Annotated in this window: 27 protein-coding genes; 15 read left to right on the top strand and 12 right to left on the bottom strand. The window is 72.8% G+C overall.

The annotated features are described in order from the left end of the window. Positions 1 to 287 precede the first annotated feature (287 nt). A complete protein-coding gene (locus C2142_RS15895) occupies positions 288 to 1,148 on the top strand; it encodes a hypothetical protein (protein ID WP_148643252.1) in 861 nt (286 codons plus the stop codon). 44 nt (positions 1,149 to 1,192) lie between these two features. Here C2142_RS15895 and C2142_RS15890 read toward each other — a convergent pair whose 3' ends face one another. After that, complete coding sequence (locus tag C2142_RS15890; RefSeq protein ID WP_148643251.1) at positions 1,193 to 1,393, bottom strand: DUF397 domain-containing protein; 201 nt, start codon at positions 1,391 to 1,393, stop codon at positions 1,193 to 1,195. Between the two features lie 10 nt (positions 1,394 to 1,403). After that, on the bottom strand, positions 1,404 to 2,294 hold the full coding sequence (locus C2142_RS15885; protein ID WP_162002483.1) for a helix-turn-helix transcriptional regulator: 891 nt from the start codon (positions 2,292 to 2,294) through the stop codon (positions 1,404 to 1,406). Between the two features lie 248 nt (positions 2,295 to 2,542). On the opposite strand from C2142_RS15885, the gene C2142_RS15880 reads away from it, so the two are divergent. Genes C2142_RS15880 through C2142_RS15865 form a run of 4 tightly spaced genes read left to right on the top strand, consistent with a single transcriptional unit; the run spans position 2,543 to position 3,729 of the window. Then, positions 2,543 to 2,908 carry an ATP-binding protein gene (locus C2142_RS15880; RefSeq protein ID WP_162002482.1) on the top strand — a complete coding sequence of 122 codons (366 nt, stop codon included), beginning with the start codon at positions 2,543 to 2,545 and terminating at the stop codon, positions 2,906 to 2,908. Between the two features lie 31 nt (positions 2,909 to 2,939). After that, positions 2,940 to 3,179, top strand: coding sequence for a hypothetical protein (locus tag C2142_RS15875; RefSeq protein WP_148643248.1), 240 nt, complete (start codon positions 2,940 to 2,942; stop codon positions 3,177 to 3,179). Next, the gene (locus tag C2142_RS15870; RefSeq protein ID WP_153882784.1) at positions 3,176 to 3,325 is read left to right on the top strand and encodes a hypothetical protein; all 150 of its coding nucleotides are present in this window, start codon (positions 3,176 to 3,178) and stop codon (positions 3,323 to 3,325) included. Before C2142_RS15875 ends, C2142_RS15870 begins: the two co-directional genes overlap by 4 nt. Before the next feature lie 44 nt (positions 3,326 to 3,369). Then, the gene (locus C2142_RS15865; protein WP_148643247.1) at positions 3,370 to 3,729 is read left to right on the top strand and encodes a hypothetical protein; all 360 of its coding nucleotides are present in this window, start codon (positions 3,370 to 3,372) and stop codon (positions 3,727 to 3,729) included. A 59-nt stretch (positions 3,730 to 3,788) separates the two neighbouring features. Here the strand turns inward: C2142_RS15865 and C2142_RS15860 are convergent, their stop codons facing one another. Next, complete coding sequence (locus C2142_RS15860) at positions 3,789 to 4,211, bottom strand: pentapeptide repeat-containing protein (RefSeq protein WP_241002607.1); 423 nt, start codon at positions 4,209 to 4,211, stop codon at positions 3,789 to 3,791. A 112-nt stretch (positions 4,212 to 4,323) separates the two neighbouring features. Between C2142_RS15860 and C2142_RS15855 the strand changes: the two genes are divergently transcribed. The 4 genes from C2142_RS15855 (at position 4,324) to C2142_RS15840 (ending at position 11,089) form a co-directional block, all read left to right on the top strand. Further along, the gene (locus tag C2142_RS15855; RefSeq protein ID WP_148644814.1) at positions 4,324 to 5,169 is read left to right on the top strand and encodes an NAD(P)H-binding protein; all 846 of its coding nucleotides are present in this window, start codon (positions 4,324 to 4,326) and stop codon (positions 5,167 to 5,169) included. A gap of 121 nt (positions 5,170 to 5,290) precedes the next feature. Continuing rightward, on the top strand, positions 5,291 to 5,875 hold the full coding sequence (locus C2142_RS15850; RefSeq protein WP_148643245.1) for a hypothetical protein: 585 nt from the start codon (positions 5,291 to 5,293) through the stop codon (positions 5,873 to 5,875). 233 nt (positions 5,876 to 6,108) lie between these two features. Next, positions 6,109 to 10,050, top strand: a complete 3,942-nt coding sequence (locus tag C2142_RS15845; protein ID WP_148643244.1) for an amino acid adenylation domain-containing protein — start codon at positions 6,109 to 6,111, stop codon at positions 10,048 to 10,050. 121 nt (positions 10,051 to 10,171) lie between these two features. Then, entirely contained in the window at positions 10,172 to 11,089 is a 918-nt protein-coding gene (locus C2142_RS15840) for a hypothetical protein (protein WP_148643243.1), read from the top strand. A gap of 131 nt (positions 11,090 to 11,220) precedes the next feature. On the opposite strand, the gene C2142_RS15835 is transcribed toward C2142_RS15840, so the two are convergent. The 3 genes from C2142_RS15835 to C2142_RS15825 all read right to left on the bottom strand — a co-directional run bounded on the left by C2142_RS15835 (position 11,221) and on the right by C2142_RS15825 (position 13,039). After that, complete coding sequence (locus C2142_RS15835; RefSeq protein ID WP_148643242.1) at positions 11,221 to 12,054, bottom strand: hypothetical protein; 834 nt, start codon at positions 12,052 to 12,054, stop codon at positions 11,221 to 11,223. An 83-nt stretch (positions 12,055 to 12,137) separates the two neighbouring features. After that, positions 12,138 to 12,641 (bottom strand): SigE family RNA polymerase sigma factor, encoded by a 504-nt coding sequence (locus C2142_RS15830; protein ID WP_148643241.1) that lies wholly within the window; start codon positions 12,639 to 12,641, stop codon positions 12,138 to 12,140. A gap of 131 nt (positions 12,642 to 12,772) precedes the next feature. Then, the gene (locus C2142_RS15825) at positions 12,773 to 13,039 is read right to left on the bottom strand and encodes a DUF6011 domain-containing protein (protein ID WP_148643240.1); all 267 of its coding nucleotides are present in this window, start codon (positions 13,037 to 13,039) and stop codon (positions 12,773 to 12,775) included. 40 nt (positions 13,040 to 13,079) lie between these two features. Between C2142_RS15825 and C2142_RS15820 the strand changes: the two genes are divergently transcribed. Beyond that, on the top strand, positions 13,080 to 13,853 hold the full coding sequence (locus tag C2142_RS15820; protein ID WP_148643239.1) for a TetR/AcrR family transcriptional regulator: 774 nt from the start codon (positions 13,080 to 13,082) through the stop codon (positions 13,851 to 13,853). A 296-nt stretch (positions 13,854 to 14,149) separates the two neighbouring features. On the opposite strand, the gene C2142_RS15815 is transcribed toward C2142_RS15820, so the two are convergent. Next, positions 14,150 to 14,542, bottom strand: a complete 393-nt coding sequence (locus C2142_RS15815; RefSeq protein ID WP_148644813.1) for a helix-turn-helix domain-containing protein — start codon at positions 14,540 to 14,542, stop codon at positions 14,150 to 14,152. A gap of 106 nt (positions 14,543 to 14,648) precedes the next feature. On the opposite strand from C2142_RS15815, the gene C2142_RS15810 reads away from it, so the two are divergent. Beyond that, positions 14,649 to 15,509, top strand: coding sequence for an SDR family oxidoreductase (locus C2142_RS15810; protein WP_148643238.1), 861 nt, complete (start codon positions 14,649 to 14,651; stop codon positions 15,507 to 15,509). Positions 15,510 to 15,643: 134 nt separating this feature from the next. Next, positions 15,644 to 16,651, top strand: a complete 1,008-nt coding sequence (rarD, locus tag C2142_RS15805; protein WP_148643237.1) for an EamA family transporter RarD — start codon at positions 15,644 to 15,646, stop codon at positions 16,649 to 16,651. Positions 16,652 to 16,727: 76 nt separating this feature from the next. On the opposite strand, the gene C2142_RS15800 is transcribed toward rarD, so the two are convergent. The 3 genes from C2142_RS15800 to C2142_RS15790 form a co-directional block, all read right to left on the bottom strand. Beyond that, on the bottom strand, positions 16,728 to 17,612 hold the full coding sequence (locus C2142_RS15800) for an ABC transporter permease (RefSeq protein ID WP_148643236.1): 885 nt from the start codon (positions 17,610 to 17,612) through the stop codon (positions 16,728 to 16,730). Further along, positions 17,599 to 18,531 (bottom strand): ABC transporter ATP-binding protein, encoded by a 933-nt coding sequence (locus C2142_RS15795; protein ID WP_241003206.1) that lies wholly within the window; start codon positions 18,529 to 18,531, stop codon positions 17,599 to 17,601. Before C2142_RS15795 ends, C2142_RS15800 begins: the two co-directional genes overlap by 14 nt. Positions 18,532 to 18,726: 195 nt before the next feature. Next, positions 18,727 to 19,992 (bottom strand): DUF2092 domain-containing protein, encoded by a 1,266-nt coding sequence (locus tag C2142_RS15790; RefSeq protein WP_148643234.1) that lies wholly within the window; start codon positions 19,990 to 19,992, stop codon positions 18,727 to 18,729. Positions 19,993 to 20,173: 181 nt separating this feature from the next. On the opposite strand from C2142_RS15790, the gene C2142_RS15785 reads away from it, so the two are divergent. The 3 genes from C2142_RS15785 to C2142_RS15775 all read left to right on the top strand — a co-directional run bounded on the left by C2142_RS15785 (position 20,174) and on the right by C2142_RS15775 (position 24,717). Next, positions 20,174 to 22,747 (top strand): bifunctional FO biosynthesis protein CofGH, encoded by a 2,574-nt coding sequence (locus C2142_RS15785; protein ID WP_148643233.1) that lies wholly within the window; start codon positions 20,174 to 20,176, stop codon positions 22,745 to 22,747. 105 nt (positions 22,748 to 22,852) lie between these two features. Continuing rightward, positions 22,853 to 23,233, top strand: coding sequence for a hypothetical protein (locus C2142_RS15780; RefSeq protein ID WP_148643232.1), 381 nt, complete (start codon positions 22,853 to 22,855; stop codon positions 23,231 to 23,233). A gap of 368 nt (positions 23,234 to 23,601) precedes the next feature. Further along, positions 23,602 to 24,717, top strand: a complete 1,116-nt coding sequence (locus C2142_RS15775; RefSeq protein WP_148643231.1) for an ADP-ribosylglycohydrolase family protein — start codon at positions 23,602 to 23,604, stop codon at positions 24,715 to 24,717. A 201-nt stretch (positions 24,718 to 24,918) separates the two neighbouring features. Here C2142_RS15775 and C2142_RS15770 read toward each other — a convergent pair whose 3' ends face one another. Further along, on the bottom strand, positions 24,919 to 25,128 hold the full coding sequence (locus tag C2142_RS15770) for a DUF397 domain-containing protein (RefSeq protein ID WP_148643230.1): 210 nt from the start codon (positions 25,126 to 25,128) through the stop codon (positions 24,919 to 24,921). Beyond that, a complete protein-coding gene (locus tag C2142_RS15765; protein WP_148643229.1) occupies positions 25,125 to 25,988 on the bottom strand; it encodes a helix-turn-helix transcriptional regulator in 864 nt (287 codons plus the stop codon). Before C2142_RS15765 ends, C2142_RS15770 begins: the two co-directional genes overlap by 4 nt. Between the last annotated feature and the right edge of the window lie 352 nt (positions 25,989 to 26,340).

Genomic DNA, 26,340 nt, shown 5'->3' with positions numbered 1-26,340 from the left:
TCACAGGAGGTCCCCCCGTGTTCCGCAGCGCCAAATGGCGCTGCTCGTACCTCTGTTGATAGCGCGGGGGCGGGGGAGCGCACCATGGTCTTGGCGGGCTTTTGACCCGGATGTGACGTGACCGCGTCGGGGTTGTTGAGGAGCCGGTACGGCGGTGGCGTTTGCCGGGGCGGCCGGGGCGCGCACCTGCGGCGCAGCGTTCCGGGCGGTCCCGGGTCCGTTGCGGCGGCGTCTCGGAGGCATCTCGGGCCGTTGCTTCGGGCGCGGCCGTGGCTACGGTGGTGGCCATGAGTACGGGGGAGAACTCGGTCCGGGCCGGGATACGACGGGTGCTGCTGACGTTGCTGGGCCTGGTCGTGGCGGTGGCGGTGGTCGTCGTCGGGTTGCTCGCCTGGGCGATCCACGACCTGACCACCGTCCCCAAGGCGCCGGACGCGGCAGGGTTGGCCCGGTCCGCCGAGACGCGTGAGGCGCGCGAAAGGGCGGTGGCGTTCGCCGACGAGCAGACGGCACGGCTGCGGGCGGCGGCGCCCTGGGCGGAGGTCCTCGACAGCTCGGTCGCCGACCGCTGCCATGCCGAGGCCCGCAGCGGGTCCTTCGGCGGCAAGCCGGCCTGGTCGGGGGTGACCTGCCGGCGGACGACGGTGCTGTACGCGGCGTTCGACGGTGAGATCGAACCGCGGCTCGCGGAACTGGACGGGGCGGCGGCGGGGCTGGGGTGGAAGCCGCGTCCGGACGGCAGGACGCTGGTGCAGCAGCTGCGGCACATGCACAGCCCGGGTTCCGACGCCACGGCCGAGCAGACGGCGGAGGCGCTGGCCCGGCCGAACGCGGTCGGCGTCGATCACGTGCCGGGCGATGGGCGGAAGGGGATCGCTCTGACCGTGGCAGTCATGGACGGCAAGGGATTTCCGTCAGTGAACGGGAGCTGGGACGACCGGCCTTCGCTGAGCGGCCCGGACGCGAAGCCGTACCTGGACCGGGAGTCCGAGCGCGTGGTGTATTTCGACTGGCGGAGAGTGGGCGCCGAGACTCTGAAGGCCAAGGCGTATGCGGGACACCGGTACCTGATGGCGATCGGCGTCAGCCAGGTCTACGCCAGCGGCTGCCCGGGCGCCGAGTGCAACGGGGTCGGTCCTGACTGGTAGGGGCGATGGCTGCGGAACCGGCAGTCATCGCCCCGGCCCGTCGGTCAGATGAGGTGGTCGAACGCGCCGGCCTTGGCCCCGAGGATGAAGGCGCGGAGCTTGGTGGTGGTGGTGGTGACGATGACGTCCGGGTCGTCGGACTCGCGGAGGTGGCGGGCATCGCCGGTCCCGGGGGCCACTTCGAGGCAGTTGTTGCCACCTTCTGCATCGCTGTACGACGACTTCTGCCAGGAGATGGAGTACATCGTGTGCCTTTCAAGACTGAAGCAGATACAGGAGATGATGCAGTAGCCCCCAGGAGTCACGGTCAGGGAGCCCACGTAGGGCATTGGTCTTGTCGACCGCTGGCAGTGCGAGGTCACTCAACTGCTGGAACTTCTGGCGATAGTCAACGAGGTCCACTTGGTTGCCAAGATGCTCGGCACGTTTCGGACCGTCGAGAATGACTGTTGCCAGGTCCGGGCAGCCCGGGTCGCAGTGCAGGAACGATCCTGAATACGGTGCGTGCTTCGGTGCAGTGAAAGGAAGCACGTGGATGGCGACATTGGGGAGTTCGGCTGCCTCAAGTAGATGGAGCAGCTGGGCCCGCATGACAGTGTCGCCAGGGAATCGCATGCGCAGCGCTGCTTCGTGGATCACGAAGCGAAATTGCCTCTGATCGCCATCGGTCAGGATCTGCTGTCGCTCGATGCGGAACTGGATGAGTGATGAAATGTCCCACTTGCTGTTGCGCTGGGACTCCCCGTAGACGGCCTCTGCGTAAGCGGGTAGTTGGAGAAGCCCGGGGATGTAGAGCGTCTCGTAGTTGTCGAGGCGAGTTGCCCTGTTCTCGGTCTCGGCGAGGTCGAGGGCAAGGTCTGGTACCCGTCCCTCGAAGTCCGTCCACCAGCCCTTGCCGGAACTCCGCCCCATCTCGGCCAACGTCGCGCGGTAGGCAGGATCGGTGCATCCGTAGGCGTCGAGCCAGATCTCAAGGCGCTCCGGGTTGAGGGTGATCCGTCCGGCCTCGGTGTGGCTCACCGCCGGACCCTTCATGCCGACCAGCGCGCCTGCGTCGGGTGCGGACAATCCGGCTGCCAGTCGCAAACGTTGCAGCTCTTCGCCGAATCGGCGCTGTCGCTGGCTGATCGGGCCCTTGTATCCCACGGCTGTCCTTCCTGTCAGCGCAGTCTCGCGCACAAGTCATCGGTGGCGCCACCAACGAGTGACGTGGGGTGAGGAGTCTCATCGATTGGCTTGCAACCTTGTCACACATCCCCCTACTCTCAGTGTTGCACCGATCACACGACGGAGCGTCAGTAATGCCCGCCTGGGCGCCGCAGAGCAGCCATGTGCGGCCTGGCTCACGGTCACGTCTCCGTCGCGAACTCCCTCTCCTTCTTCGGAGGTTCTTCGTGCGTGCCTTCAACCCTCCCGACTGGTCCGCCGCCCGTGACGAGCTGCGTGACGTCCTCAACGCCTCCGGCTGGCCGGACGACGTCATCCACGATGCCGAACTCGCCCTCCACGAGCTCTTTGTCAACGCGTGGAAGCACGCCGGCAGCGAGGCGCCCCTCGTGGTGGTCGTCCTCCTGAACCGGACGCTCCGCGTCTCGGTCAGCGACGACAGCCCCGACCTCCCCGAACAGCGCGCCTCCGCCGACCCGTACGAGCTGTCCGGACGCGGCCTGCACCTCGTCCGCTCGCTCACCCACCGCTTCGGGACCGATGCCCGCAAGCGAGGAAAAAGCGTCTGGTTCGAGTTGGATGCCGCCGCGTGAACCACCCCCTCCTCTCCCTGCGGGGTGAACTGTGGGAGTCCTGATCCCGCTCGTCACCGGCTCCACCCAGGTCGAGCGAACGACCGTCCCCTACCTCATCGTTGAGGCCGTCCCCGACGCGACCGTGCAGCTCCGCCTCGCCGTTGACCTGGACATCCACGCCGGCCCGGGCGAACAGCTCGTCTTCCCCCTCACCCGCGACCAGGCCCACGAGCTCCTCCACGGCCTCGCCGCCCACCTCGGCCACCGTGTCATCGGGATCCGCCGATGAGACCCGGCACTGCCGACTTCCTCATCGGCGCCGCCTTCGCCGTCCTGCTCGCACTCGCGATCGCCACCGTCGTCCTGGGTGTCATCACCGCTCTCAACGTTGCAAAGCCCGAGGATGACGCGCCCGCCCGGCGCACGCCGAACTGACCGGCCCCGCCGCACCCCGCCCACCCTCCCGGAAGGGCACCTCCATGCCCGAATCGCCCGAACCGCAGCAGCCCCCGCTCGCCAACGCCCTCGCCAACGCCGTCATCGGCGCCCTCGGCAACGCCCTCGCTGCCGCCCACTTCGCCGTCGCCGCCGCGTTCAACGCGCACGCCCGGGGCGACGTCACCCCTGCCGTCCCCGACGACTTCGACTGGCCCCAGCTCGAAGCCTTCATCCACCAACTCGGCTACGAGGCCGACGAGTCGGACGCGGCTCTCAACCTCTACCGGCTCCTCACCGCCGCCCAGCGGATCGCCTACCGCGAGGGCGTCGGCCGCAACACCACCTGGCACCCCGCCCGCCTCAACCCCAGACCGCGGCCCGGACCCGGAGCTCCCCGGTGATCGTCTCAAGCGGTCGCGTGACGGGCCCGAGCGGCCTGTGCGCCCCGGGCGTTGGCCGACTACCCGGCCAGGGGCCAGCCGATGACCTGGTCGAGTTCGACTCCGCGGAGAACGGCGTTCTCCAGCCTGACGTCGGTGGCGTTGGTGAGCCCGTAGGGCGGAGTGCCGGTGAGGACCCGGCCGAGCCGGGCGCCGGTCAGGTCCGCTGTCCGGAGGTCGGCTCCGGTCAGGTCGCAGCCGGCCAACGTGACTCCCCTCATGGAGGCGCCGCTCAGATCGGCTCCGCGGAGATCGCACAGCTTGAAGTGGCAGCCGTCGAGCGTGGCGTGGCGGAGATCGGTCCCACGGAACGTGCACCGCGCGAACCACAGGGTCCGCAGTCGCACCGACGCGAGGTCCGCGCCGTCGAAGGACTCCCGCTGGAGGGTCGCGTACAGGCGGCGCGAGGCGAGCTCGTCCTTCGGCGTCATCGGTCGGCTCATGCGGGACATCGTGCCAGCCCGCAGCGGGGCGCCGCAGCCGCGGGCACCTCAGCGGCGGGGCGTCTCGGCGCGGTCGCGGAATAGCCCGGGCGCGGCCGGGGCTGACCTGACCATGGGTGAGATTCTCGTGACCGGCGCGACCGGCAACGTGGGCCGGGAGGTCGTTGTCCAACTCCTGGCCAGGGGTGCCTCCGTGCGTGCACTGGCGCGTGATCCCGAAACGGCCGGGCTGCCGGCTGGAGTCGAGGTCGTGGGCGGGGACCTCACCCGGCCGGACACGCTGGAGGAGGCGCTGGCCGGAAGCGACACCGTGTTCCTGATCTGGCCGTTCCTCACGACCGGGGGCGCCCCCGCCGTACTGGAGGCGATCGCCCGGCACGCCCGCCGCGTCGTCTATCTCTCGTCGTCGGGGGTGGACGACGGCGCCGAGCGCCAGACCGACCCGATCAACCAGCTGCACGCCGACATGGAGCGACTGATCGAAGGATCCGGCCCGGCGTGGACGTTCCTGCGCTCGAACACCATCGCCTCCAACGCGCGGGGGTGGGCCGGGCAGATCCGTGCCACGGACGTCGTTCGCGGGCCTGACATCGCCGCCACGGCGGTGATCCACGAGCGCGACGTCGCGGCCGTGGCGGCACACGCGCTCACCGACGACGGGCACGCGGGCAGGAAGCACGTCCTGACCGGTCCTCAGGTGCTCGGCAGGGCCGATCAGGTGCACGCGATCGGAGTGGCGATCGGCCGCCCGGCGCGTTTCGAGAAGGTCCCGGTGGAGGCCGCCCGTCGGCAGATGCTCGCCGACGGCAGGCCGCCCGCTCTCGTCGAGGCCCTGTTGGCCAGTGCTGAAACGCGACCGGGATCGGACGTGATCACGTCGTCGGTGGAAGCGATCACCGGAAGGCCGGCGCGAACGTTCCACTCGTGGGCGCAGGAGCACGCGGACGGGTTCCGCTAGGACGGGATCCGTCCACACGGGATCCGCGCCCACGGTGATCGTGACCACCGCCATCCCGGCCGACCTCGCCGGGCGAAACCCCCGTGCCATTCGGAGCGGGTGTCTCCTAGGCTGCTCCGGCGTGAGCACATCGAACGCCCTACCCGTCCTGCGAACCCCTGACCTGCGGAGCGCCTACCAGGCGGCCCGGCGGATTCTGGACCTCGCCATCCCCATGGACGGGTTCAACATCAGCGCGGAGGCCCAGGCACGGACCCTGGCCGAGGCGCAGCGCATGGCCGTCGCCTTCCCGGACGCCAGGCTCTGTACCGAGGACCCGTACCGGCCCGAGTCCCACGACGACGTCCGGCGCATGGTGGTGGCGGGGGACGAGGGAGTGTCGGCGGCGCTCCCCGTCGTGCTCGTCATCGAGAACCAGCCGGTCGGGTCGATCGAGGAGAGGTTCCTCGACGTGATCGGCTCCGGGCCCGCCTACGTCGACTGGGACTGCTTCTGGTGGCCGGCCGTCCCGGAACTCGGCCTGGACGTCCGGAACAAGGACGCCTACGTCCAGATCGTCTTCAACTGCCACGGGGTGGGCCGCGAAGTCCCCGCAAGCGATCACACGGTGTACATCCACTTCCGGGAGGGTGACGTCGAACGCGCCGAGTGGCTGGCCCGGCAGGCGGGACTCCAGCCGGTCGGGCCGGTGGAGTGCGGCTGGTAGCCGACGCGACGCCCCACCCGCCCGGGACTGGCCCACCCGCCCGGGACCGGCCCGGGCGTACCCCGGCCCCGGGTCTCACCCGGCCCGGGCGCCCGGTCCCGGCCGCCGCCGGGGCGCGGTCACGGCTCGTGCCCCATGCGGTCGGGACAACAGGCGGCCGACGCTGAACCCCTGGCCCGGCGGTCTGGGGATCAGGCCGCCGGACCCCAGTTGTCCACATCACAGGGGTTCACATGAAAACCACCCGGTCCGTTCCCACCGTTCCGCACGCCCGCAGCGCCTCCGTGGGCACCTCGCTGGTCGGCCTGCTGGAACAGCAGGTGCACGCGCGGCCCGAGGCCGTCGCGGTCGTCGACGGGGAGCGGAGCCTCACCAACCGGGAGCTGTCCGTCGAAGCCGGCCGGCTCGCCGCCCGTCTGCACCGCCTGGGGGCGGGCGCCGACGACTGCGTCGGCCTGTGCGTCGAACCGTCCGTCGACCTGATGGTCGGCGCCTGGGGCATCCTGCACGCCGGGGCCGGCTACCTGCCGCTCTCGCCGGACTACCCCGAGGACCGGCTGCGCTACATGATCGAGGACAGCCGCACCCGGGTCATCGTCACCCAGGGCCACCTGCGGGACCGCCTGGCCGGCCTGGCCCCGCCCGGCACCCGGATCGTCACCGCCTCCGAGGCCCCGGCCGACGGCGCGCAGGCGCCCCCGGCCGGCCCCCGCCCGGAGGCCCTGGCGTACGTCATCTACACCTCCGGCAGCACCGGCCGCCCGAAGGGCGTGATGATCGAGCACCGCAGCGTCGTGTCCCAGCTGCGCTGGATGCACGCCACCGGCCACCTGGGCGCGGGCGTGGCGGTGCTGCAGAAGACGCCGATGAGTTTCGACGCGGCCCAGTGGGAGATCCTGGCCCCGGCGGCCGGGGCCCGGGTCGTCATGGGCGCGCCCGGCGTGTACCGGGACCCGGAGGCGCTGATCGCCACCGTCCGGCGGCACGGGGTGACGGCGCTGCAGTGCGTGCCGACCCTGCTCCAGGCGCTGCTGGACACCGAGGGGTTCGCCGAGTGCACCAGCCTCACCCGGGTGTTCTCCGGCGGCGAGGCGCTCTCGCAGCGGCTCGCCCGCTCGTTCTCCGGCCGGCTGCCGTGGGCCTCGCTGGTCAACCTCTACGGGCCCACCGAGTGCACCATCAACGCGACCGCCCATGTGGTGGACCCGGAGACGATCGGCGACGGCGCGGGCACCGTCCCGATCGGGAGGCCGGTCGACAACACCCACTGCTTCATCCTGGACGGGGACCTGGCGCCGGTGGGCGTCGGGACGACCGGCGAGCTGTACATCGGCGGGGTCCAGCTGGCGCGCGGGTACCTGCACCGGCCCGAGCTGACCGTCGAGCGCTTCATCCCCTCCCCGTTCATCCCGACCGAGCGGCTCTACCGGACGGGCGACCTGACGTACTGGAACGAGGACGGCACCATCCAGTTCGCCGGCCGGGCCGACAACCAGGTCAAGCTCCGCGGCCACCGCGTGGAGCTGGACGAGATCGCCGTCGCCATCGAGGAGCACACCTGGGTCAGACGGGCGGCGGCGGTCGTCACCGACGACGAACGCACCGGCCACCAGAGCCTGGTGGCGTGCGTCGAGCTGAACCCCCGGGAGGCGGCCCTGATGGACCAGGGCAACCACGGCCGCCACCACCAGTCCAAGGCGAGCCGGCTCCAGGTGAAGGCCCAGCTGTCCGACCCGGGCCTGCGGGAAGCCGGGGAGCTGCGCGGGCGGCCGGTGGTGGAGCTGCCCGGCAAACGGGAGTCCGGCCTCCAGCGGCGCGAGACGTACGCCCGCAAGACCTACCGCTTCTACGAGGGCGGGCCCGTCACCCGGGACGATCTGCGCAGGCTGCTCGCCCCGCGCCCGGCCAGCACCTACGCCCGTCGGCTCGACCGGCTGACCTTCCCCGAACTCGGCCGGATCCTGCGGTGGTTCGGGCAGTTCCACAGTGAGGAGCGGCTGCTGCCCAAGTACGCGTACGCCTCGCCCGGCGCGCTGTACGCGACGCAGCTCTACCTGGAGACCGGCGGCCTGGACGGCCTCGACGCCGGCCTGTACTACTACCACCCGGTCGACCACGCCCTGGTGCGGATCGGCCCGGCCGGGGAGCGCGCCGAGGCGTACCTCTCGGTGCACTTCTCCGGCAAGAGGCGGGCGATCGAGCCGGTGTACAGCAACAACATCCAGGAGGTCCTGGAGTTCGAGGCCGGGCACATGCTGGGCGTCTTCGAGGAGGTGCTGCCGGCGTACGGCCTGGCCATCCACCCGCTCGGCCTCGACACCTCCGTCAAGGACCGCCTGGACGTCGCGGAGGAGGACCACTACCTGGGCACCTTCGCGATCCGGGGCGGCGGCGCCGCGCCGCGGCCGGACACCGTCGAGCTGTTCGTCCAGGCCCACCCCGGCCGGGTCGACGGCCTGCCGGCCGGCCAGTACCGCTACGTGAAGGGAGAGCTGGTGCACGTGTCGGACGAGCTGGTGCAGTCGCGGCACGTGATCGCGATCAACCAGGGCGCGTACGAGCGGGCCGCCTTCGGCATCACCGCCGTCAGCCGGGCCGACCGGCCGTGGCTGGAGTACATCGACCTGGGCACCACGCTGCACCACCTCCAGCGCAACGGCCTCGCCCTGGGGTTCATGTCCTCCGGCTACAGCTCCCGGACCGGCCATCCGCTGCCGGCCGCGCGGCGGATCGACGCGATCCTGGACGCCTGCGGAACAGCCACCGGGCCGTCGTACTTCTTCGTCGGCGGCAAGGTCAGCGAGGAGCAGATCCGCAGCGAGGGCATGCGCGAGGACGCCGTCCACATGAAGGGGCCGGCCGAGATCATCAAGGACGAACTGGCGACCTTCCTGCCCGACTACATGCTCCCGAACCGGGTGCTGGTGCTGGACTCGCTGCCGCTGACGGCGAACGGGAAGGTCGACACCAAGGCCCTCGCCGGCTCCGAGGCCGTCGCCCGGGTGGGTGGCAGGAGCGCGTACGTGGCTCCCGCGACGCACTACGAGCGGTGGCTCGCGCAGGCGTGGGGCAGGGCGCTGAAGTACGAGAACGCCTCGCCGGCGCGGTCGGTGGTGGGTTCGTCGGGCGGCGCGGCGGGGAGCCCTGCGAGGGGCGCGGCGGAGGGTTCGGCGGTGGTCTCGGTGGAGGACGAGTTCTTCGCCGCCGGCGGCAACTCGCTGATCGCCGTGGCGCTGGTCAACCGGATCAACCGGGAGTTCGGCACCCGGCTGCCGCTCCAGGTGGTGTTCGAACGCCCCAAGCTGGCCGACCTGGCCGCGCGGATCGAGGGCGCCGTGAAGGGTGCCCGGGCGGGCGGCGACGGGGCCGGCGGGCCGAGCTCGCGGTTGGTGCCGCTGCACCCCGGCAGCGCGGACCGTCCCGTGTTCTGCTGGCCGGGCCTCGGCGGCTACCCGATGAACCTGCGCCTGCTGGGACGCGAGGCGGGCGACGGGCGCGCGTTCTACGGGATCCAGGCACACGGCATCAACGCCGGCGAGGAGCCGTACCCGACCATCCGGGAGATGGCCGCCGCCGACGTCGCCGAGATCCGGCGGGTGCAGCCCGAGGGGCCGTACACGCTCTGGGGCTACTCCTTCGGCGCCCGGGTCGCGTTCGAGGCGGCCTGGCAGCTGGAGAGCGCCGGGGAGAAGGTGACGGAGGTGCTGCTGATCTGCCCGGCCAACCCGAAGGTCCGCCAGGCCGACGGCCGGCGGTACGGGCGGGAGGCGTCGTACCGCAACTCGGCGTACCTGACGATCCTGTTCTCCGTCTTCGCCGGCGCCGTCGGCAGCCCCGAACTGGAGCGCTGCCTGGCCGAAGTGGAGGACGAGGACGGCTTCGTGGCCTTCGTCCACCGTCTGCTCCCCGAACTGGACGAGGAGATGATCCGGCGGATCACCCGAATCGTGGGCGAGACCTACGAGTTCGAGTACACCTTCCGTGAGCTGGCCGAGCGGCGGCTGGACGCGCCGGTGACCGTCTTCAAGGCCTCGGGAGACGACTACTCGTTCATCGACGGGCAGACCGGCTGGTCCGCCCGCCCGCCGGCCGTGGTCGAACTGGCCGGCGACCACTACGGCGTGCTGAAGGAGCACGGCATCGGCGAACTGGTGGCGGCGATCCGCAACCGCTAGTCCGGCAGAAGGGCGACGTCCTGCACCGCGCGCGTGGTGCAGGACGTCGCCCTTCCCGTGTGAGGCCGGTGCGCGGCCCCCCGGAAAGTCTCCTGTCGGACGGGTGTGCCAGAGTCTGCGCATGCTGGAGATCGCGGTGAGGACGGAGAAGCCGGGGCGGCAGGTCCGCGTGACCGCCGAGGAGCTGGCCGGGCTGGTCCGGGGGCTCGACGGCAACGGTGACCGGTTCCTGGTGCTCCAGCGCGTCCCGGACCTTCCCGACGTCTTCGCCCAGGCCTGGGAGGCGGGCGACGGCGTCTTCACGCTGGAGCACCGCGACGGCGGCGCCGACCGGCACTTCGAGACCGAGGTCGACGGCTCCGAGGCCGTGATCGCGGCGCTGACCGGCTGGGCCCGCCAGGAGGCCGGCTGGGACACCGGCCTGCTCTGGTCGCCGCTGGACCTGGGCCCCACCCCCGAGGTGCCGCCGCTCGACCTGGACGAGGACGAGCGCGAGGAACTGGAGAAGAGCGTCCGCGAGATGCTGGCCGCCGGCTACGCCTCCCGTGACCAACTGGCCGAGCACGCCGAGGAGTACCTCGTCTCCGGCGACCGCCGGCCCGTCTCCCGCGAGCAGGCGCGGGTGCTGGCCGACCGGCTCTGGCTGGAGCGCGTCGCGGAGCAGGCCGCCTGGCAGGGCGAGACCGACCCCGAGCGGCTCGCCCGCGCGTTCGCCGCCCTCCAGGAGGCCGGCATCACCGCCCGGGAGAACTTCACCTGCTGCCGCAGCTGCGGCGAGGCCGAGATCGGCGCCGAAGGCGGGCCCGACGCCCGCGGCTTCGTCTACTTCCACAGCCAGTGCACGGACTCCGCCGCGGCCGGCCACGGACTGATGCTGCTCTACGGGGGCTTCGACGGCTCGTCCGGGACGACCGGGGCCGTCGGCGAGGAGGTCGTGGTCGCCCTCGAAGCCGCCGGCCTCCGCACCGAGTGGGACCGTGACCCCGGCCGGGCCATCACCGTCACCCCGCTGGACTGGCGCCGACGCCTGGTCGGTTAGTCGCACCGGGCTGGTCGCACCGGGCTGGTCGCACCGGGGTGGTCGCACCGGCCTGGTTTGGCCTGGTCGCACTGGCCTGGTCGCAGCGGCCGGCGAGGCCGGGGGCGGCACACGCGGGGGAGGCCGTCCGGTCAGTGCCGCCCGGTCCCGGCCGACGAGCCTCCGGGGCCGGACACCCAGCGCGGATCCAACGCGATGGCCTTCACCCCTTCGAGGTCGAGTACCGGCTTCGTCCGGGTCCGCGGGCCCAGGTCGGAGGCCGCGTCGCAGGCGTCGGCCACCACCCGGCTGCCGTTCGGGCGCAGCGTGTCGACCGTGTTGCACCGGACCTCGCCGGTCGCGCCGGCCGTCGCCTCGTAGGACTTCACGACGGTGCCGTCGGCCGTGGTCACCGTCTGGCACCCCACGGGCGCACGGTCGCAGTTCATGCGGTCCTTCACCTTGTCCGTCACCCCGCTCTGCACGGTGATCGTGACCAGCCCCTTGCCCCGGCCGTCGTCGAGCAGTGCGGTGGCGTACTCGGGGCCGTTCTCCGAGCCCCCGGTCGCCTTCCCCCGGGCGGAAAGCATCGTGACCAGCAGCGCCCGGAGGTCCGACGGCTTCGCGGCCGGGGGCGTGTCGATGGCGGACGGGGCGCCGCTGGAGGGCGCCGCACCGGCGGTGGGCGACGCGGGTGTGGAGGGCGAGGCGGGTGCGGGTGGCTGGGCAGCCTGCTGCACCGGGGCCGGGGCCGGGAGCGTCGGGCCGGCCCCGTGCAGCAGGGCGGCGCCGACGCCGAGGACCGCCACCAACGCCACCACGCCCGTCAACCGCGCGGCCCGGGCCCGGCGGTGCCGGCGTTCGCCGCGCTCCGCCGACCGCAGCGCCAGATCGTGCGGGGGCGGCGCGAACCGGGCCGCCGCGCGGTCCAGGCCGTGGGCCATGGCGCGTCCCAACTCATGTTCCAGCTTCTCGTCCGCGGACACGGGATGACTCCGTTCATCCAAGTTCATCCAAGGGGTACCGCCGCCTCGGCCCACCAGGGGCGGCGGCTCGGCAGGAGCGGGGTCTAACCCGTCGACACGTCGGCCAGCTCGTCGCCGAGCAGCCCGCGTAGCCTGCGCAGCGCACGCAGGCTACGGGTGCGGACGGTCGTGGGAGGAATCTTGAGGATCTGCGCGGTCTCCTCGACCGACCGGTCCTCCCAGTAGCGCAGCACCAGCACGGCCCGGTCGGCGGCGGACAGGCGCGCCAGCCCGTCCAGGAGCGTCAGCCGCAGGTCGGCCTGGTCGGCACGGGCCTCGGCCGTGTCGTCCAGCCGGTCGCTGACGCGTTCCCAGAAGCTCAGCCGCCGGCGTTGCGCCAGGTACGTCCGGACCAGGACGGTGTGTGCGTAGGCCACCGGCGGCCGGTCGTGGTTGATCTTCCGCCAGGACCGGTACATCTTGGCGAGCGTCTCCTGCACCAGGTCCTCGGCCTGGTGCCAGTCCCCGGTGAGCAGGCATGCCGTGCGGAACAACCGGCCGCCGGCGGCATGCGCGAACTCCAGGTAACCCGCAGGTGCTTCCCCCACCGAGACGTCCTTTCCTGCTTGCCTGTCGCCCCTCCTACATGCGGCCGTCCTCGCCGCGCGTTTCCGGCCGTGACGCACGTCACGTCACGTCACGTCAGGCTCCCGGCGGGGAGGCGGTGGGTCCAGTGGGTTCAGGGGCCGTCCATCCCCGGCAGCGTGTCCTGTTCCACCTCGTGGCGGGCCACGCGCTCGGCCGGGTCCCGGCACTCCGGGCCGAGGCGCAGCATCCGGGACTCGGGGTCGTGCAGCGGCCGGTGGCAGCGGCGGCAGGTGACCCGGGGGCGCAGCACCTCCGGCGCGTCGGTGCCGGGGAGCGGTTCGGGGGCGGGGCCGGTCGCGGGGCTGGTCGCGGGGCCGGCTGCCGGGGCGGTCGCCGGGCCGGGGTCGGGGGTGGTCATGGGCCGACGGTAGCGGGCGGGGGCGTGAAAGGATCTCCCCATGGCGAGCGAGCGCAGTAGTGCAGGAGACCCGGCGCGCACGCTGGCGCTGCTCTGGGGCGTGTCGGCGGAGGAGAAGCCGGGCCGACGGGGGCCACGACAGGCGAAGTCGCCGGCGGAGATCGCCGCCTTGGCGATCGCGCTGGCCGACGCGGAGGGCGTGGACGCCGTGACCATGCGGCGCGTCGCCCAGGAGCTGGGCGTCTCCCCGATGGCGCTCTACACCTACGTGCCGGGCAAGGCCGAGCTGCTGGACCTGATGCTGGACACGGTCTACGCGACCGTGCCGCGCACCGCCCCCGCCGACGAGGGCTGGCGCGCCCGGGTCACCGCCGTGGCCGACGACAACCGTGCGCTCCACCGGGCGCACCCCTGGGTGGCGGGCGTGTCCACCAGCCGCCCGCCGTTGGGGCCGGGGGTGATGGCCAAGTACGAGTACGAGCTGCGGGCCCTGGAGGGGACCGGCCTGCCGGACGTCGAGCTGGACTCGGCCCTCACCCACCTGCTGGGCTTCGTGCGGACCTGTGCCCTGATGGCGGCCGACGAGCGTGCCGCCGAGCAGGACAGCGCGATGAGCGACGCGCAGTGGTGGGCCGCCAACGCCGGCCTGCTGGCCCGCGTGTTCGACCCCGAGCGCTACCCGGTCGCCTCCCGCGTCGGCGCCGCGGCCGGCGAGGCCCACGGCGGCGCCTACAGCCCGGATCACGCGTACGCGTTCGGCCTCGCCCGGGTGCTGGACGGCTTCGCGGCGCTGATCGCGGAGCGGGGCGAATAAGTAGATCGGTCGGCATATTTTTTGGTGCCCGCTGTGTTGCGGTGTGCGCTGGGCCCAGTGCGTTTGCGGCGTGCGTCTGCGGCACCTGCTGTGCGTCCGCGGCGCGCGTGAATCTGTAGACCGATCGGTATATGCAGACCGGTCTATATAGGTAGACCGGTCTGCATAAAACGCCCCGCTGCCCCGCCGCCCGCTCGTCCGGCCTGCCCTGCGTGCACCCCCGGGCTCCCGGCGCCTCCCGGGCTCCCGGCGCCTCCCGCGGGCGCCTCTGCGCGAGGCCTCCCGCGGGCGCCTCCTCAGCGGCCCGGCCGGGCGTCGTACTCGGCGCGGGCCGTCAGCACGGCGGGCACGCGCGCCTCGGACCAGTGGGCGAGTGCGGCGACCAGCTGCGCGGCCTCCCGGCCCAGCGGGGTGAGGCTGTAGTCGACCCGGGGCGGGATGACCGGATGGGCCTCGCGCAGGACGAAGCCGTCGCGCTCCAGGGTCTGGAGGGTCTGCGCGAGCATCTTCTCGCTCACCCCCGCGACCCTGCGCCGCAGCTCGCTGAAGCGGTAGCCGCGCTCGTTCAGTGCCCCGAGCACCAGTACGCCCCAGCGGCTGGTGACGTGCTCCAGCACCCCGCGCGAGGGGCACATGCGGTCGAAGACGTCCGGCGGGGGCAGTTCGCCGGCGGGCTTGGCCTTGGTCATTACCTCCATGTCAGTACCCTACTTTGAAGTGCGTACTTTCGGATAGTTAGTGCTGTCCCTAGGGTTAGTTTCGAGGTCAACAAGGACAACCACGAGGGAGCACACCATGTACGTCGTCACCGGAGCCACCGGACAGCTCGGCCGCCTGGTCGTCGAGGGCCTGCTGGCCAAGGTCCCCGCGGGCGAGGTGGCGGTCGCCGTCCGCTCCGCCGCGAAGGCCGCCGACCTGGCCGCCCGCGGCGTGACCGTCCGCGAGGTCGACTACGACCGCCCGGAGAGCCTGGCCGGCGCCTTCGCCGCGGGCGACCGCGTGCTGCTGATCTCGGGCAGCGAGGTCGGCCGCCGGATCCCGCAGCACACCGCGGTGGTCGAGGCGGCGCGTGCCGCCGGGGTCGCGCTCCTCGCGTACACCAGCGCGCCGGGTGCGGCCACGTTCCGGCTCGCGGACGAGCACAAGGCGACCGAGGCGGCGATCCGCGAGTCCGGCGTCCCCTACTCCTTCCTCCGCAACGGCTGGTACACCGAGAACTACCTGGGCGACGCCGCCGGCACGGTGGCCCGCGGCGTCGTGATCGGCAGCGCGGGCGAGGGCCGGGTGGCCAGTGCCCCGCGCAGGGACTACGCCGACGCCGCGGTCGCGGTGCTGCTCGGCGAGGGCGACGTGAGCGGTCACGCGGACACCGTGTACGAGCTGAGCGGTGACGCCGCGTGGAGCCTGCCGGAGCTGGCCGCGGAGCTGGCGCGGGTCTCGGGCCGGCCGGTCGGGCACCGCGAGGTGACCCCGGCCGAGCACCGCGAGGTGCTGGTCGGCGCGGGCCTGCCGGAGGGCTTCGCCGAGATCCTGGTGGACGTGGACGCGGGCATCGCGCGCGGCGAGCTGGCCGGTACCCCGGGCGACCTGGCCCGGCTGATCGGCCGTCCGACCGTCCCGCTGGCCGAGAGCGTGCGCGCCGCGCTGAGCGCCTGAGGGTCCCGGACCGCCCGTCCCGCCGGTCCCCGGTCCACCCATGTCATGACCAAAAACCGAATACGGAGATGACATCCTGCCCTGCGCCCGCTACCGTCGCCTCGACACACGTGCGCGCGGAGGGCAGGCCGTCAATGCCAGAGACAACCCAGCAGGAGGCCGGCAGAGGGCTCTGGTCCGGCATGGCCGCGTACGGGATCTGGGGGCTCTTCCCCTTGTTCTGGCCGCTGCTGGAGCCCGGCGCCGCCGACGACATCCTGGCCAACCGGATGGTCTGGTCGCTGGTCTCCGTGGTGCTGCTGCTGCTGGTCCAGCGGCACTGGGGCTGGATACGCCCGCTGCTGCGCCAGCCGCGCCGCCTCGCCATGCTGGGCGGGGCCGCCGCCGTGATCTCGGTCAACTGGGGCGTCTACATCTGGGGCGTCAACGCCGGGCACGTCGTGGAGACCAGCCTCGGCTACTTCATCAACCCGCTGGTCACCATCGGGTTCGGCGTGCTGATGCTGAAGGAGCGGCTGCGGCCCGCGCAGTGGGCGGCCGTCGGGGTCGGTGCCCTCGCGGTGGTGGTGCTGACGGTCGGGTACGGCCGGCTGCCGTGGATCGCGCTGACCCTGGCGTTCTCCTTCGCCACCTACGGGCTGCTGAAGAAGAAGGTCGGGCTGAGCGGGCTGGAGAGCCTGGCGGCCGAGAGCGCCTTCATGTTCCCCTTCGCCCTCGGCTACCTGGTCTACCTGGAGATCACCGGCCGCGGCACCTTCGGGCACACCGTGGCCGGCTCGTACGGCTGGGGGCACTCGGGGCTGCTGATGCTCAGCGGGGTCATCACCGCGATCCCGCTGCTGTTCTTCGGCGCGGCGGCCGTCCGGGTGCCGCTCACCGTGCTCGGGCTGCTGCAGTACCTGGCGCCGGTCTTCCAGTTCCTGATCGGTGTCGCGGTCTTCCACGAGTCCATGCCGCCCGCCCGCTGGGCCGGCTTCGCCCTGGTCTGGGCGGCGCTGGCGCTGCTCACCTGGGACGCGCTGCGCCGGGTGCGGGCCGACCGCGTGGAGCGGGCGGCCGCCCTGGCCCGGACGGCCCCGGCCGATGCCACTGCCCCGGCTGACGCCATCGTCCCGGCCGAAGCCGCCGCCACCGCCCGCTGACACCGGCGGCCGGCGGGGCCCCGCGGGTGGGGCCCCGCCGGTGGCGCCCCGTCGCCCGCCGGCCGGTGGCAGGCCCTCAGGCCGTGATGTCCCGGCTCGTGAAACGGGACCACGCCGCCGAACCGAAGACCGCGACGTACGCACCCTGGAGCCCCAGGTTCTTCAGCACGTCGTCCCAGTAGATCGGTTCGCGCAGCAGGTCCCCGAAGCTCAGCCAGTGGTGGGCGAAGAGGAACGGCTGGACGGCGTGCAGCTGCGGGAAGCTGTCCAGGATCTGGACGGTGATCACCAGGCCGACGGTGGCGGCCATCGCCGCGATGCCGCTGCCGGTGAGCGTCGAGATGAAGAGCCCGATCGCGACCAGCCCGGACAGCGAGGCGGCCACCACGACGGCGACCAGCACCGCCCGCAGCAGGGCCGGGCCGACCCCGATGGTCTCCCCGGAGACCAGCGTGACCTCGCCCATCGGGAACAGCGCCGCACCGGTGGCCAGCGCCGCCAGGGCGACGGTCAGGGTCGCGGCCAGGCAGAACGCCAGCCCGGCGGTGAACTTGGCGGCCAGCAGCCTGGTCCGCCCGGCCGGTGCGACCAGCAGGTAGCGCAGCGTTCCGCCGGCCGACTCGCCGGCCACCGAGTCCCCGGCGACCACGCCGACGGCCATCGGAAGGAAGACCGGCAGCGACACCGCGAGCGCGGTGAAGACCAGGAACAGACCGTTCTGCGTCACCTGGGCGATGAACGCCGGCCCTTCGCCCCTGCTCGGGCCGTCCGTCTCGATCTTGACGACCACGCCGATCAGGACCGGCAGCACGGCCAGGATGCCGAGCAGCACCACGGTCCGCACCCGGCGGAAGGTCAGCAGCAGCTCACTGCGGAACAGCGCGAGGAACCCGGCCGCCGTCTGCGGCCGGCGCCCGGCCGCCCGGGAGGTCACCACCCCCGTCGCCTCAACCTGCGACATCGAATCCCTCCCCGGTCAGCGCCACGAAGGCGTCCTCCAACGTGCCCCGCTCCACACCGAAGCCGTGCACCCGCACCCCGGCCGCGACCAGCGCCGCGCAGATCCCGGGCAGGACGTCGTCGGCCGGCGCGTCCAGCCCGCCGTCCACCCGGCCCTCTCCCTTCTGCAGGCCGGCGACGTGGTGGGCGGCCAGCACCTCGGCGGCCTGCGCCACGTCCGGTGTGCGGACCACCAGCCGGCCCTGCGCCCGGGCGGCCAGTTCGGCGACGGTGCCCTGCACCAGCAGCCGGCCGCGCGACATCACCGCGGCGTGGGTGCAGACCTGCTCGATCTCGTCCAGCAGGTGCGAGGAGAGGAAGACCGTCGTGCCCTCGGCCGCGACCTCCCGGACGAGGGCCCGGATCTCCCGCATGCCCTGCGGGTCGAGGCCGTTGGTCGGCTCGTCGAGCACCAGCAGCTCGCGGGGCTGGAGCAGCGCCGAGGCGAGGCCGAGCCGCTGCTTCATGCCCAGCGAGTAGGCCCGGGCCTTCTTGCCCGCGGCGGCCGTCAGGCCGACCCGCTCCAGCGCCTCGGTCACCCGCTGCCGGCGGGTGCGCGGGTCGGCGGTCGGATCGGCCGCATCGAACCGGGCCAGGTTGTCCCGGCCGGAGAGGAAGCCGTACAGCGCAGGGCCCTCGATCAGCGCGCCGACCCGGGGCAGCACCGTGCCGACGGACTGCGGCATCGGTTCGCCGAGCACGGTGGCCACGCCCGCGGTGGGCGCGATCAGGCCCATCAGCATCCGGATGGTGGTGGTCTTGCCGGAGCCGTTGGGGCCGAGGAAGCCGAAGACCGAGCCCCGCGGGACCGTCAGGTCCAGCCCGTCCACGGCGAGCTGGCCGCCGCGGAACCGCTTGGTCAGGCCGCTGGTCCTGATCACGTCGTCGGCCCCGGAGGAAGCGGGAGAAGCGGTGGAGGCGGAGGAGGTGGTGGAGGTGGAGGAGGAAACGGAGAAGGCGGAGGAAGCGGAGGAGACGGCGGGAGCACCGGGAACGGCCACGGGGGCCGGGCGCGCAGCCGCGCCCCGGCCCCCGGCCGGCTCCGTAACGTCCCCCGTTACAGGAGCCTGGGTCACTTACTTCACCCCGGCCGCACTCTGCAGCACCGGCAGCGTCACCGCGCCCGCGAAGACCCGGCCGTCGTCGGTGACCAGCACGTTCAGCACCTTGGTGCTGATCAGCGAGCCGCCCTCGACCGGCTTGCCGAGCGACTTCACCAGCGCCAGCGGGTTCTGCACCCGGGTCTCGCCGCCCTTGCCGTGCCTGCCCTTCGCGCCCTCGGCCGGGACGGAGACGTCGCCGGTGGGCAGCTTGCCGCTCAGCACGGCCGTCCAGCCGTCGCCGACCACGTTCAGCCCGGCGGCGGCCTTCTCCGCCTCCTCCCGGGACGGGGCCTTCCCGGCGTCGCCGGCCTTCTGCTCCGTCACCTTGGCGCCCTTGGGCACCGTGAAGTCGAAGGTCTTGGCGGCCGGCTTGGCGAACGACACCTCGGTGAAGTGGACGTCGAACACCTTGCCGCCGTCGGTGCCCTTGACCAGCACCGCGAGCGGCACGCCGTTGTCGGCGGCCACCGCGATCCGCACCTCGCCGATGGTCGAGCCGGACCGGGCGGGCTTCAGGCTGAGCTGGTACGCCTTCTGCCCGGCGACGGTCGCCGTGCCGTCCACGGTGACGGTGGTGCTGCCCGCGCCCGCCGCGAGGAACTGGCGTGCGGCCTCCTGCGGGGTGGCCGGCACCTGGGTCAGCGGCGGCTTGCCACCGTGCCCGTCACCGCCGTGCCCGTCGGGGCGGGAGCCCTGCGGGGCCGTCAGGTGGACGGCCTCGTTGCTGGTGCTGTCCCACGCCCAGACCTGGTCGCCGTTGTGGACCAGCTCGTACCCGGCCAGCTGCTGGATCAGTCCGATCCGCTGGCGGTCGGGGCCGTCCACGGCGACCCGCAGGGTGTGCTCGCCGCCGAGCAGCTGCGTCAGCTTGGCCTCCGGCGAGGCCGCGGACGGCTTCGAGCCGCCGGTACCGCCCGAGCCGACCCCTCCGCCACCGGCCGTGAGGCCGGCTCCGGCCCCGAGGAGCTCGCTCGGCACCCCGAGGTCCGCGGAGACCGAGACCGTGCCCGAGAGCGTCTGCGCCTGCGAGCCGAGCGCCTTCGCCACCACCTGCTCCGCCGTCAGCGCCGGCAGGTCCGGCGGGGAGTCGGCCGCGAGCGCCGGCACCAGGCCCACGCCCGCGGCGATCACCGCCGCCACCGCCACCGGTACCGCCACCCGCACCGCGGTGCGCCGCCCGGCCCGGTACGGCACCGCGGCGCCCTCCCCGTCCCGCTCGGCCGCCCTGTCGTCCGTCATGAGTGTCCTACCCCTCCGTAGCCGTGACCGACTTCCTCTGCACCTCCATTACACGGCGCCGGGCGGCCCGGGTCATCGCTCTCCAGGGCCAGATAGGGGTCGCCCTCCGGGTGCAGCCGACCCTGATGCGTCCTCAGGGTTGTCTCCTCCGGATGTACGAGAACTGGCGTAGGGTCGCGCCATGGATGCAACCAACACCCCGACTGCGAACGCGATGCGGCGCGCCCTGCGCCGTGCCCGGGACGGTGTCGCGCTGGACGCGGCCGAGGCGACGGTCCTGCTCCAAGCCAGGGGGGAGGACCTCCGGGACCTCTGTTCGAGCGCGGCCCGGGTGCGCGACGCGGGCCTGGAGGCGGCGGGCCGGCCCGGTGTCATCACCTACTCCAAGAGCGTCTTCATCCCGCTCACCCGGCTCTGCCGCGACAAGTGCCACTACTGCACCTTCGCCACCGTCCCCGGCAAGCTGCGCCGGGCCGGACACGGGATGTTCATGTCCCCGGACGAGGTGCTGGACGTGGCCCGGCGCGGGGCCGAACTCGGCTGCAAGGAAGCCCTGATCACCCTCGGTGACAAGCCCGAGGACCGCTGGCCCGAGGCCCGCGAGTGGCTGGACGCGCACGGCTACGACGACACCATCGCGTACGTCCGGGCGATGTCGATCCGCATCCTGGAGGAGACCGGCCTGCTGCCGCACCTCAACCCCGGGGTGCTGAGCTGGACGGACTTCCAGCGGCTCAAGCCGGTCTCGGCGTCCATGGGCATGATGCTGGAGACCACCGCCACCCGCCTGTGGAGCGAGCCCGGCGGCCCGCACCACGGCTCGCCCGACAAGGAGCCGGCCGTCAGGCTGCGGGTGCTGGAGGATGCCGGGCGCAGCTCCGTCCCCTTCACCAGCGGGCTCCTGATCGGCATCGGCGAGACCTACGAGGAGCGCGCGGAGTCGCTGTTCGCGCTGCGCCGGATCTCCCGGGCCTACCACGGCATCCAGGAACTGATCCTGCAGAACTTCCGCGCCAAGCCGGACACGGCGATGCGCGGCATGCCGGACGCGGAGCTGGACGAGCTGGTCGCCACCGTCGCCGTGGCCCGGCACATCATGGGCCCGTCGGCCTGTCTCCAGGCGCCGCCGAACCTGGTGGACGGCGAGTACCGGCGGCTGATCGGCGCCGGGATCGACGACTGGGGCGGGGTCTCGCCGCTGACGCCCGACCACGTGAACCCCGAGCGCCCCTGGCCGCAGATCGACCGGCTGGCGGAGCAGTCGGCGGCGGCCGGATTCGAGCTGCGCGAGCGCCTCGCCGTCTACCCCGAGTACGTCCGCAACGGCGAGCCCTGGCTGGACCCGCGGGTGCTGCCGCACGTCCGCGCGCTGTCCGACCCGGAGACCGGCCTGGCCCGCCCGGACGCGGTCGTCCGGGGGCTCCCCTGGCAGGAACCGGAGGACCTCCCGGCCTCGTACGGGCGGACCGACCTGCACACCGCCATCGACTCCGAGGGCCGCACCGGCGACCGCCGGGCCGACTTCGAGGACGTCTACGGCGACTGGGAGGTGCTGCGCGAGCAGGTGCTCGCCAAGGGCGCGCCCGAGCGGCTGGCCGGCGACCTGCGGGAGGCCCTGGCGGTGGCCGCCGACGACCCGGTGCAGCTGACCGACGACCAGGCGCTGGCCCTGTTCCACGCGGACGGCCCGGCGCTGGACGCGCTCTGCCGGATCGCCGACGACGTGCGCCGCTCGGCGGTCGGCGACGACGTCACCTACTGCGTCACCCGGAACATCAACTTCACCAACGTCTGCTACACCGGCTGCCGGTTCTGCGCGTTCGCCCAGCGCCGCACCGACGCGGACGCGTACACCCTCTCGCTGGAGCAGGTGGCCGACCGGGCCGCGCAGGCCTGGGAGGTCGGCGCCACCGAGGTCTGCATGCAGGGCGGCATCCACCCGGACCTCCCCGGCACCGCCTACTTCGACATCGCGCGGGCGGTGAAGGAACGGGTGCCCGGCATCCACGTGCACGCCTTCTCGCCGATGGAGGTCGTCAACGGGGCGACCCGGACCGGGCTCTCCATCCGCGACTGGCTCCAGGAGGCCAAGGCGTCCGGCCTGGACACCATCCCGGGCACCGCCGCCGAGATCCTGGACGACGACGTCCGCTGGGTGCTGACCAAGGGCAAGCTGCCGGCCGCCACCTGGGTCGAGGTGGTCACCACCGCGCACGAGCTGGGCATCCGCTCCTCGTCCACCATGATGTACGGGCACGTGGACACCCCGGCGCACTGGCTCGGGCACCTGCGGCTGCTCGCCGGGATCCAGCAACGGACCGGCGGCTTCACCGAGTTCGTGACGCTGCCGTTCATCCACACCAACGCGCCGGTCTACCTGGCCGGCATCTCCCGGCCCGGGCCGACCGCCCGGGACAACCGCGCGGTGGTGGCGATGGCCCGGCTGCTGCTGCACCCGCACATCCCCAACATCCAGACCAGCTGGGTGAAGCTGGGGGCCGAGGGCGCGGCCGAGATGCTCCGCTCGGGCGCCAACGACCTGGGCGGCACGCTGATGGAGGAGACCATCTCGCGGATGGCCGGTTCGGCGTACGGGAGTTACAAGTCCGTCCGGGACCTCCAGGCGATCGCCGAGGCGGCGGGCCGGCCGCACCGGCAGCGCACCACCACCTACAGCGAGGTCCCCGCCGAGCGGCAGGCCGCGGCCCTGGCCTCGGACGGACACCTGCCGGAGCTGCTGCCGGTGCTCGACTGAGCCGAGGGCCGGCCCGGCCGGCGGGCCCGGAACCGGACCCGCCGGAATCCGCGTCCCCGTCGTGGCGGTCCGGGCCTCGGGCCGCCACGAGGATCGGGGGACGCGGTGGGGACGGCAGCGGTCAGGGGCGGCAACGGCCGGTGGGGCGTACTCGCGGCGGTGGTGGTCGCCGGGGTGTTGGGCTGGGGCTTCGCGGCGTACGCGGGGGACGTCTACCACCGTGAGATCGGGGGACCGCTCCAGCACTGCGCCAAGGTGGGGAGCCTGGCCGGGCCGGCGGTCGCCGCGGCGGTGATGGCGCCACTGCTGAGCACCGCGGCCGCGGTCGCGGCCGGGTGGGTCGCGGCGCGGTCCTCGCGGAGTCCGCTCCTGCTGGTCGCCGGGGGCGTACTGGCCGTGGCCGCCGGGCTGTTCGCCGTCGGCGAGGTGTTCAACGCCGTGAACGTGCTGTCCGGCCCCCACACCATGGGCAACACCTGCGAGTGACGGCCCGTCGGCCCCGGCCCCGGCCCTGGCCCCGGCCCCGGTCCGGGTTCGGCGGGCGGCCGGGCCGGACGTCAGCCGGCCGGCAGCCGGCTGCGCAGGGCGACGGCGAGCGCCGGGGTGCCGAGGGCCGGCGCGCCGGTCAGGGCGAGTGCGGTGGCCAGGCGGGTGCGGGAGATGGTCATGGCCCGGGACGGTAGGGAGCGCGGGGTGGTGGTCCGTGGCGGGCGTGTGGCGCGGCAGCAACATTCTGTTGAAGACTGGTGTTCCGGGGAACCCCTCGACTTGTTCGGCCATTCGAATACAGTGCGAGGGCGCGCGACCGGCTTCCGTCGCGCCGCCGTTCCCCGGACGAAAGGCGCCCCGTCGTGATGCCACTCTGGTCACGCGCACAGCAGCAGGACTTCCGCAGCCGGGTGCGGGGCTGTCTGCTCGGCGGCGCGATCGGTGACGCGCTCGGCGCGGGCATCGAGTTCGAGTCGCTGGAGAAGATCCGGGCGGTGCACGGCCCGCAGGGCGTCACCGGCTACGTCCCCGCGTACGGGCGGCTCGGCGCGGTCACCGACGACACCCAGATGGTGCTCTTCACCGTCGACGGGCTGATCCGCGCCCACATCCGCCGGGACACCGGCAGCTGGCACCCGCCCACCGACCTCCACCTCGCCTACCTGCGCTGGTCCGCCACCCAGCGGGACTGGGGTCCGGACGAGCGGCGGGCCGACCTCGGCTGGCTCGGCCGCGAGGAGTGGCTGTACGCCCAGCGCGCCCCCGGCCAGGCCTGCCTCTCCGGCCTCTCCGGGCCGGAAGCCGAGCGCCTCGGCACCCTGGAGGCACCCAAGAACCCGCACTCCAAGGGGTGCGGCACGGTGATGCGGGCGGCGCCGTTCGGGCTGCTCACCACCTGGGAGCCGAGCCTGGTGTTCCAGCTGGCGGTGGAGTGCTCGGTGCTGACCCACGGCCACCCCACCGGCTACCTCTCGGCCGGCGCGCTGGCGGTGATCGTCCAGACCGCGGCCCGCGGCGGGACCCTGGAGGAGGGCGTCCACCTGGCGTTGGCACTGCTCTCCGAGCGGCCGGCGCACGAGGAGACCACGGCGGCGCTGCGGGCGGCGCTGGACGCGGTCCGGGCCGGGGAGCCGTCCGCGGAACGGGTCGAGGCGCTGGGGGAGGGCTGGGTCGCCGAGGAGGCGCTGGCGATCGGGCTCTACTGCGCGCTGGTCGCCCACGACATCCGCTCGGGCCTGCTGCTGGCGGTGAACCACTCGGGGGACAGCGACTCCACCGGCGCGATCTGCGGCAACCTGCTCGGGGTGCTGCACGGGGACACCGCGCTGCCGCCCGGCCTGGTGGCCGGTCTGGAGGGACGCGGGGCGCTGCTGGAGCTGGCCGACGACTTCGTCCTGGAGCTGATGCACGGGCCCGAGCTGCACGGCCCGGACACCGCAGAGGGCGCCGCCTGGTCTGCGCGCTACCCCGTGCTGCGCTGATCGTCCGGCTGCCTCGGCCGTACTGGCTGCCTCGAACACCCGGTTGCTCGGAACGCCTCGGCCGCTTGGAACGTCCCGGCCGCGTCGAGTGCCCCGGGCACGTCGAGTGCCCCGGACACGCAGTTGCCCGTGGCGGTGTCCGCCGCCGGGGGAGGCGACGGGCTCCGCCACGGGCAACCGGCCGAGAACGGTGGACGCGGATCAGAGGTCGCCGAACGCCCCTGCTCCGGCAGCGGACGCGAACGCCGTCCAGGCCTCGGCGGAGAAGTGCAGCTGAGGGCCCTGCGGATCCTTGGAGTCCCGGACCGCCACAGCGTCAGCGGCCGGCGTGGCGATCTCCACACAGGCGCCGTTGCCGCCACTGTGACTGCTCTTACGCCAGGCGGTCCCGTTCTCGAAGGTGGTGCTCATGCGTGGTATCCCTCTTCAATGTTGGCTATCAGTGACCGGCTCTCGGCCACCCCGAGCGCGGCCGCCCGCAGGTGGTCGTAGAGACTGGTATAGCGGCGCACGTCCGCGTCCTTCTCCAGGTAGAGATCGCTCGTCACCCCTTCGAAGTAGACAACCGTGGAATCGGCTGACTCGGGGAACTCCAGCAGGGAGAATGTCCCGGTCATACCGGGGTGGGCGCCGTGCTCGAAGGGGATCACCTGGATGGTGATGTTGGGGCGCTGGCTGAGCTCCAGCATGTGCTTCAGCTGATCGGCCATCACGGCCTTGCTGCCGACCTCGCGGCGCAGCACCGCCTCGTCTATGACGGTCCAGAGGCTGCCGAGCTGGTTCTCGCCGTTGACGCGGTCCTGGCGCTTCATCCGGACCTGCACCCGGCGCTGGACGGCGAGCGCGTCGGTGTCCGGCTGGGTGCCCTCGACCACGGCCTGGGCGTACTGCTCGGTCTGGAGCAGACCGGGGACGAACGAGGACTCGTAGGCGCGGATCGAGGAGGCCTCGGCCTCCAGGCCGATGTAGACGCTGTAGGGGGTGGGCATGTCGTTGAAGTCGTGCCACCAGCCGCGCTGCCGCGACTCCCGGGCCATCTCCATCAGGCTGGCGCGCATCGCCTCGTCGGTCACGTTGTAGACGTCGCAGAGGTCGCGGACGTCGCGCTGGCTGATGCTGCGGCGTCCGTTCTCCAGCCGGCTGATCTTCGACTGGGAGACCATCAGCCGGCCGGCCACCTCCTCCGCCGTCATGGCCAGGCCCTCGCGCAGCTTGCGCAGTTCGGAGCCCAGACGCCTGCGACGGACGGTGGGATTGATGTTCGCGGACACGTCGACCTCCGGCCGGACCTCTGGTGATCGTTGGAACGGCAGTCCTCGGAACACTGTGGAAATTGGGACCAACCCCCCTGACTTGGAGCAGCATGTCACCTTGGATCAGGTCGGCGCCGGGGAATCGCAGGAGCGCAGTAGAACAGATCATCGGAAAAGCGCTTCGGCGAGACAGCGGGCACCCACGAGTGGTAAGGCGGCTCTGCGGCTCGATCCGGTACTTCTGCGGTGGTGGTGCGGGCGCCGCCGACGCCCGCACAAGTGCTGGTGGCACGTGCCGGGGCGGGCCCGGTCCCGGCTCCGTGGAGCGGTCCGGCCGGGCTCCGGGGACGGCGGAGGGGCGGCCGCCCGG

Source organism: Streptomyces sp. CB01881, assembly GCF_002953255.1.
GTDB lineage: Bacteria > Actinomycetota > Actinomycetes > Streptomycetales > Streptomycetaceae > Kitasatospora.
Note: the sequence above shows the minus strand (reverse complement) of the source record. Positions and strands in the feature narration are given on the sequence as shown.

Coding starts and splice junctions, on each gene's coding strand:
- C2142_RS15870 (WP_153882784.1), top strand. CDS start 3,176: ATGAGACCCGGCACTGCCGACTTCCTCATCGGCGCCGCCTTCGCCGTC.
- C2142_RS15800 (WP_148643236.1), bottom strand. CDS start 17,612: ATGTCGCAGGTTGAGGCGACGGGGGTGGTGACCTCCCGGGCGGCCGGG.
- C2142_RS15840 (WP_148643243.1), top strand. CDS start 10,172: ATGCTGGAGATCGCGGTGAGGACGGAGAAGCCGGGGCGGCAGGTCCGC.
- C2142_RS15815 (WP_148644813.1), bottom strand. CDS start 14,542: ATGACCAAGGCCAAGCCCGCCGGCGAACTGCCCCCGCCGGACGTCTTC.
- C2142_RS15825 (WP_148643240.1), bottom strand. CDS start 13,039: ATGACCACCCCCGACCCCGGCCCGGCGACCGCCCCGGCAGCCGGCCCC.
- C2142_RS15790 (WP_148643234.1), bottom strand. CDS start 19,992: ATGACGGACGACAGGGCGGCCGAGCGGGACGGGGAGGGCGCCGCGGTG.
- C2142_RS15895 (WP_148643252.1), top strand. CDS start 288: ATGAGTACGGGGGAGAACTCGGTCCGGGCCGGGATACGACGGGTGCTG.
- C2142_RS15770 (WP_148643230.1), bottom strand. CDS start 25,128: ATGAGCACCACCTTCGAGAACGGGACCGCCTGGCGTAAGAGCAGTCAC.
- C2142_RS15890 (WP_148643251.1), bottom strand. CDS start 1,393: ATGTACTCCATCTCCTGGCAGAAGTCGTCGTACAGCGATGCAGAAGGT.
- C2142_RS15865 (WP_148643247.1), top strand. CDS start 3,370: ATGCCCGAATCGCCCGAACCGCAGCAGCCCCCGCTCGCCAACGCCCTC.
- C2142_RS15855 (WP_148644814.1), top strand. CDS start 4,324: ATGGGTGAGATTCTCGTGACCGGCGCGACCGGCAACGTGGGCCGGGAG.
- C2142_RS15785 (WP_148643233.1), top strand. CDS start 20,174: ATGGATGCAACCAACACCCCGACTGCGAACGCGATGCGGCGCGCCCTG.
- C2142_RS15845 (WP_148643244.1), top strand. CDS start 6,109: ATGAAAACCACCCGGTCCGTTCCCACCGTTCCGCACGCCCGCAGCGCC.
- rarD (WP_148643237.1), top strand. CDS start 15,644: ATGCCAGAGACAACCCAGCAGGAGGCCGGCAGAGGGCTCTGGTCCGGC.
- C2142_RS15860 (WP_241002607.1), bottom strand. CDS start 4,211: ATGAGCCGACCGATGACGCCGAAGGACGAGCTCGCCTCGCGCCGCCTG.
- C2142_RS15810 (WP_148643238.1), top strand. CDS start 14,649: ATGTACGTCGTCACCGGAGCCACCGGACAGCTCGGCCGCCTGGTCGTC.
- C2142_RS15820 (WP_148643239.1), top strand. CDS start 13,080: ATGGCGAGCGAGCGCAGTAGTGCAGGAGACCCGGCGCGCACGCTGGCG.
- C2142_RS15775 (WP_148643231.1), top strand. CDS start 23,602: ATGCCACTCTGGTCACGCGCACAGCAGCAGGACTTCCGCAGCCGGGTG.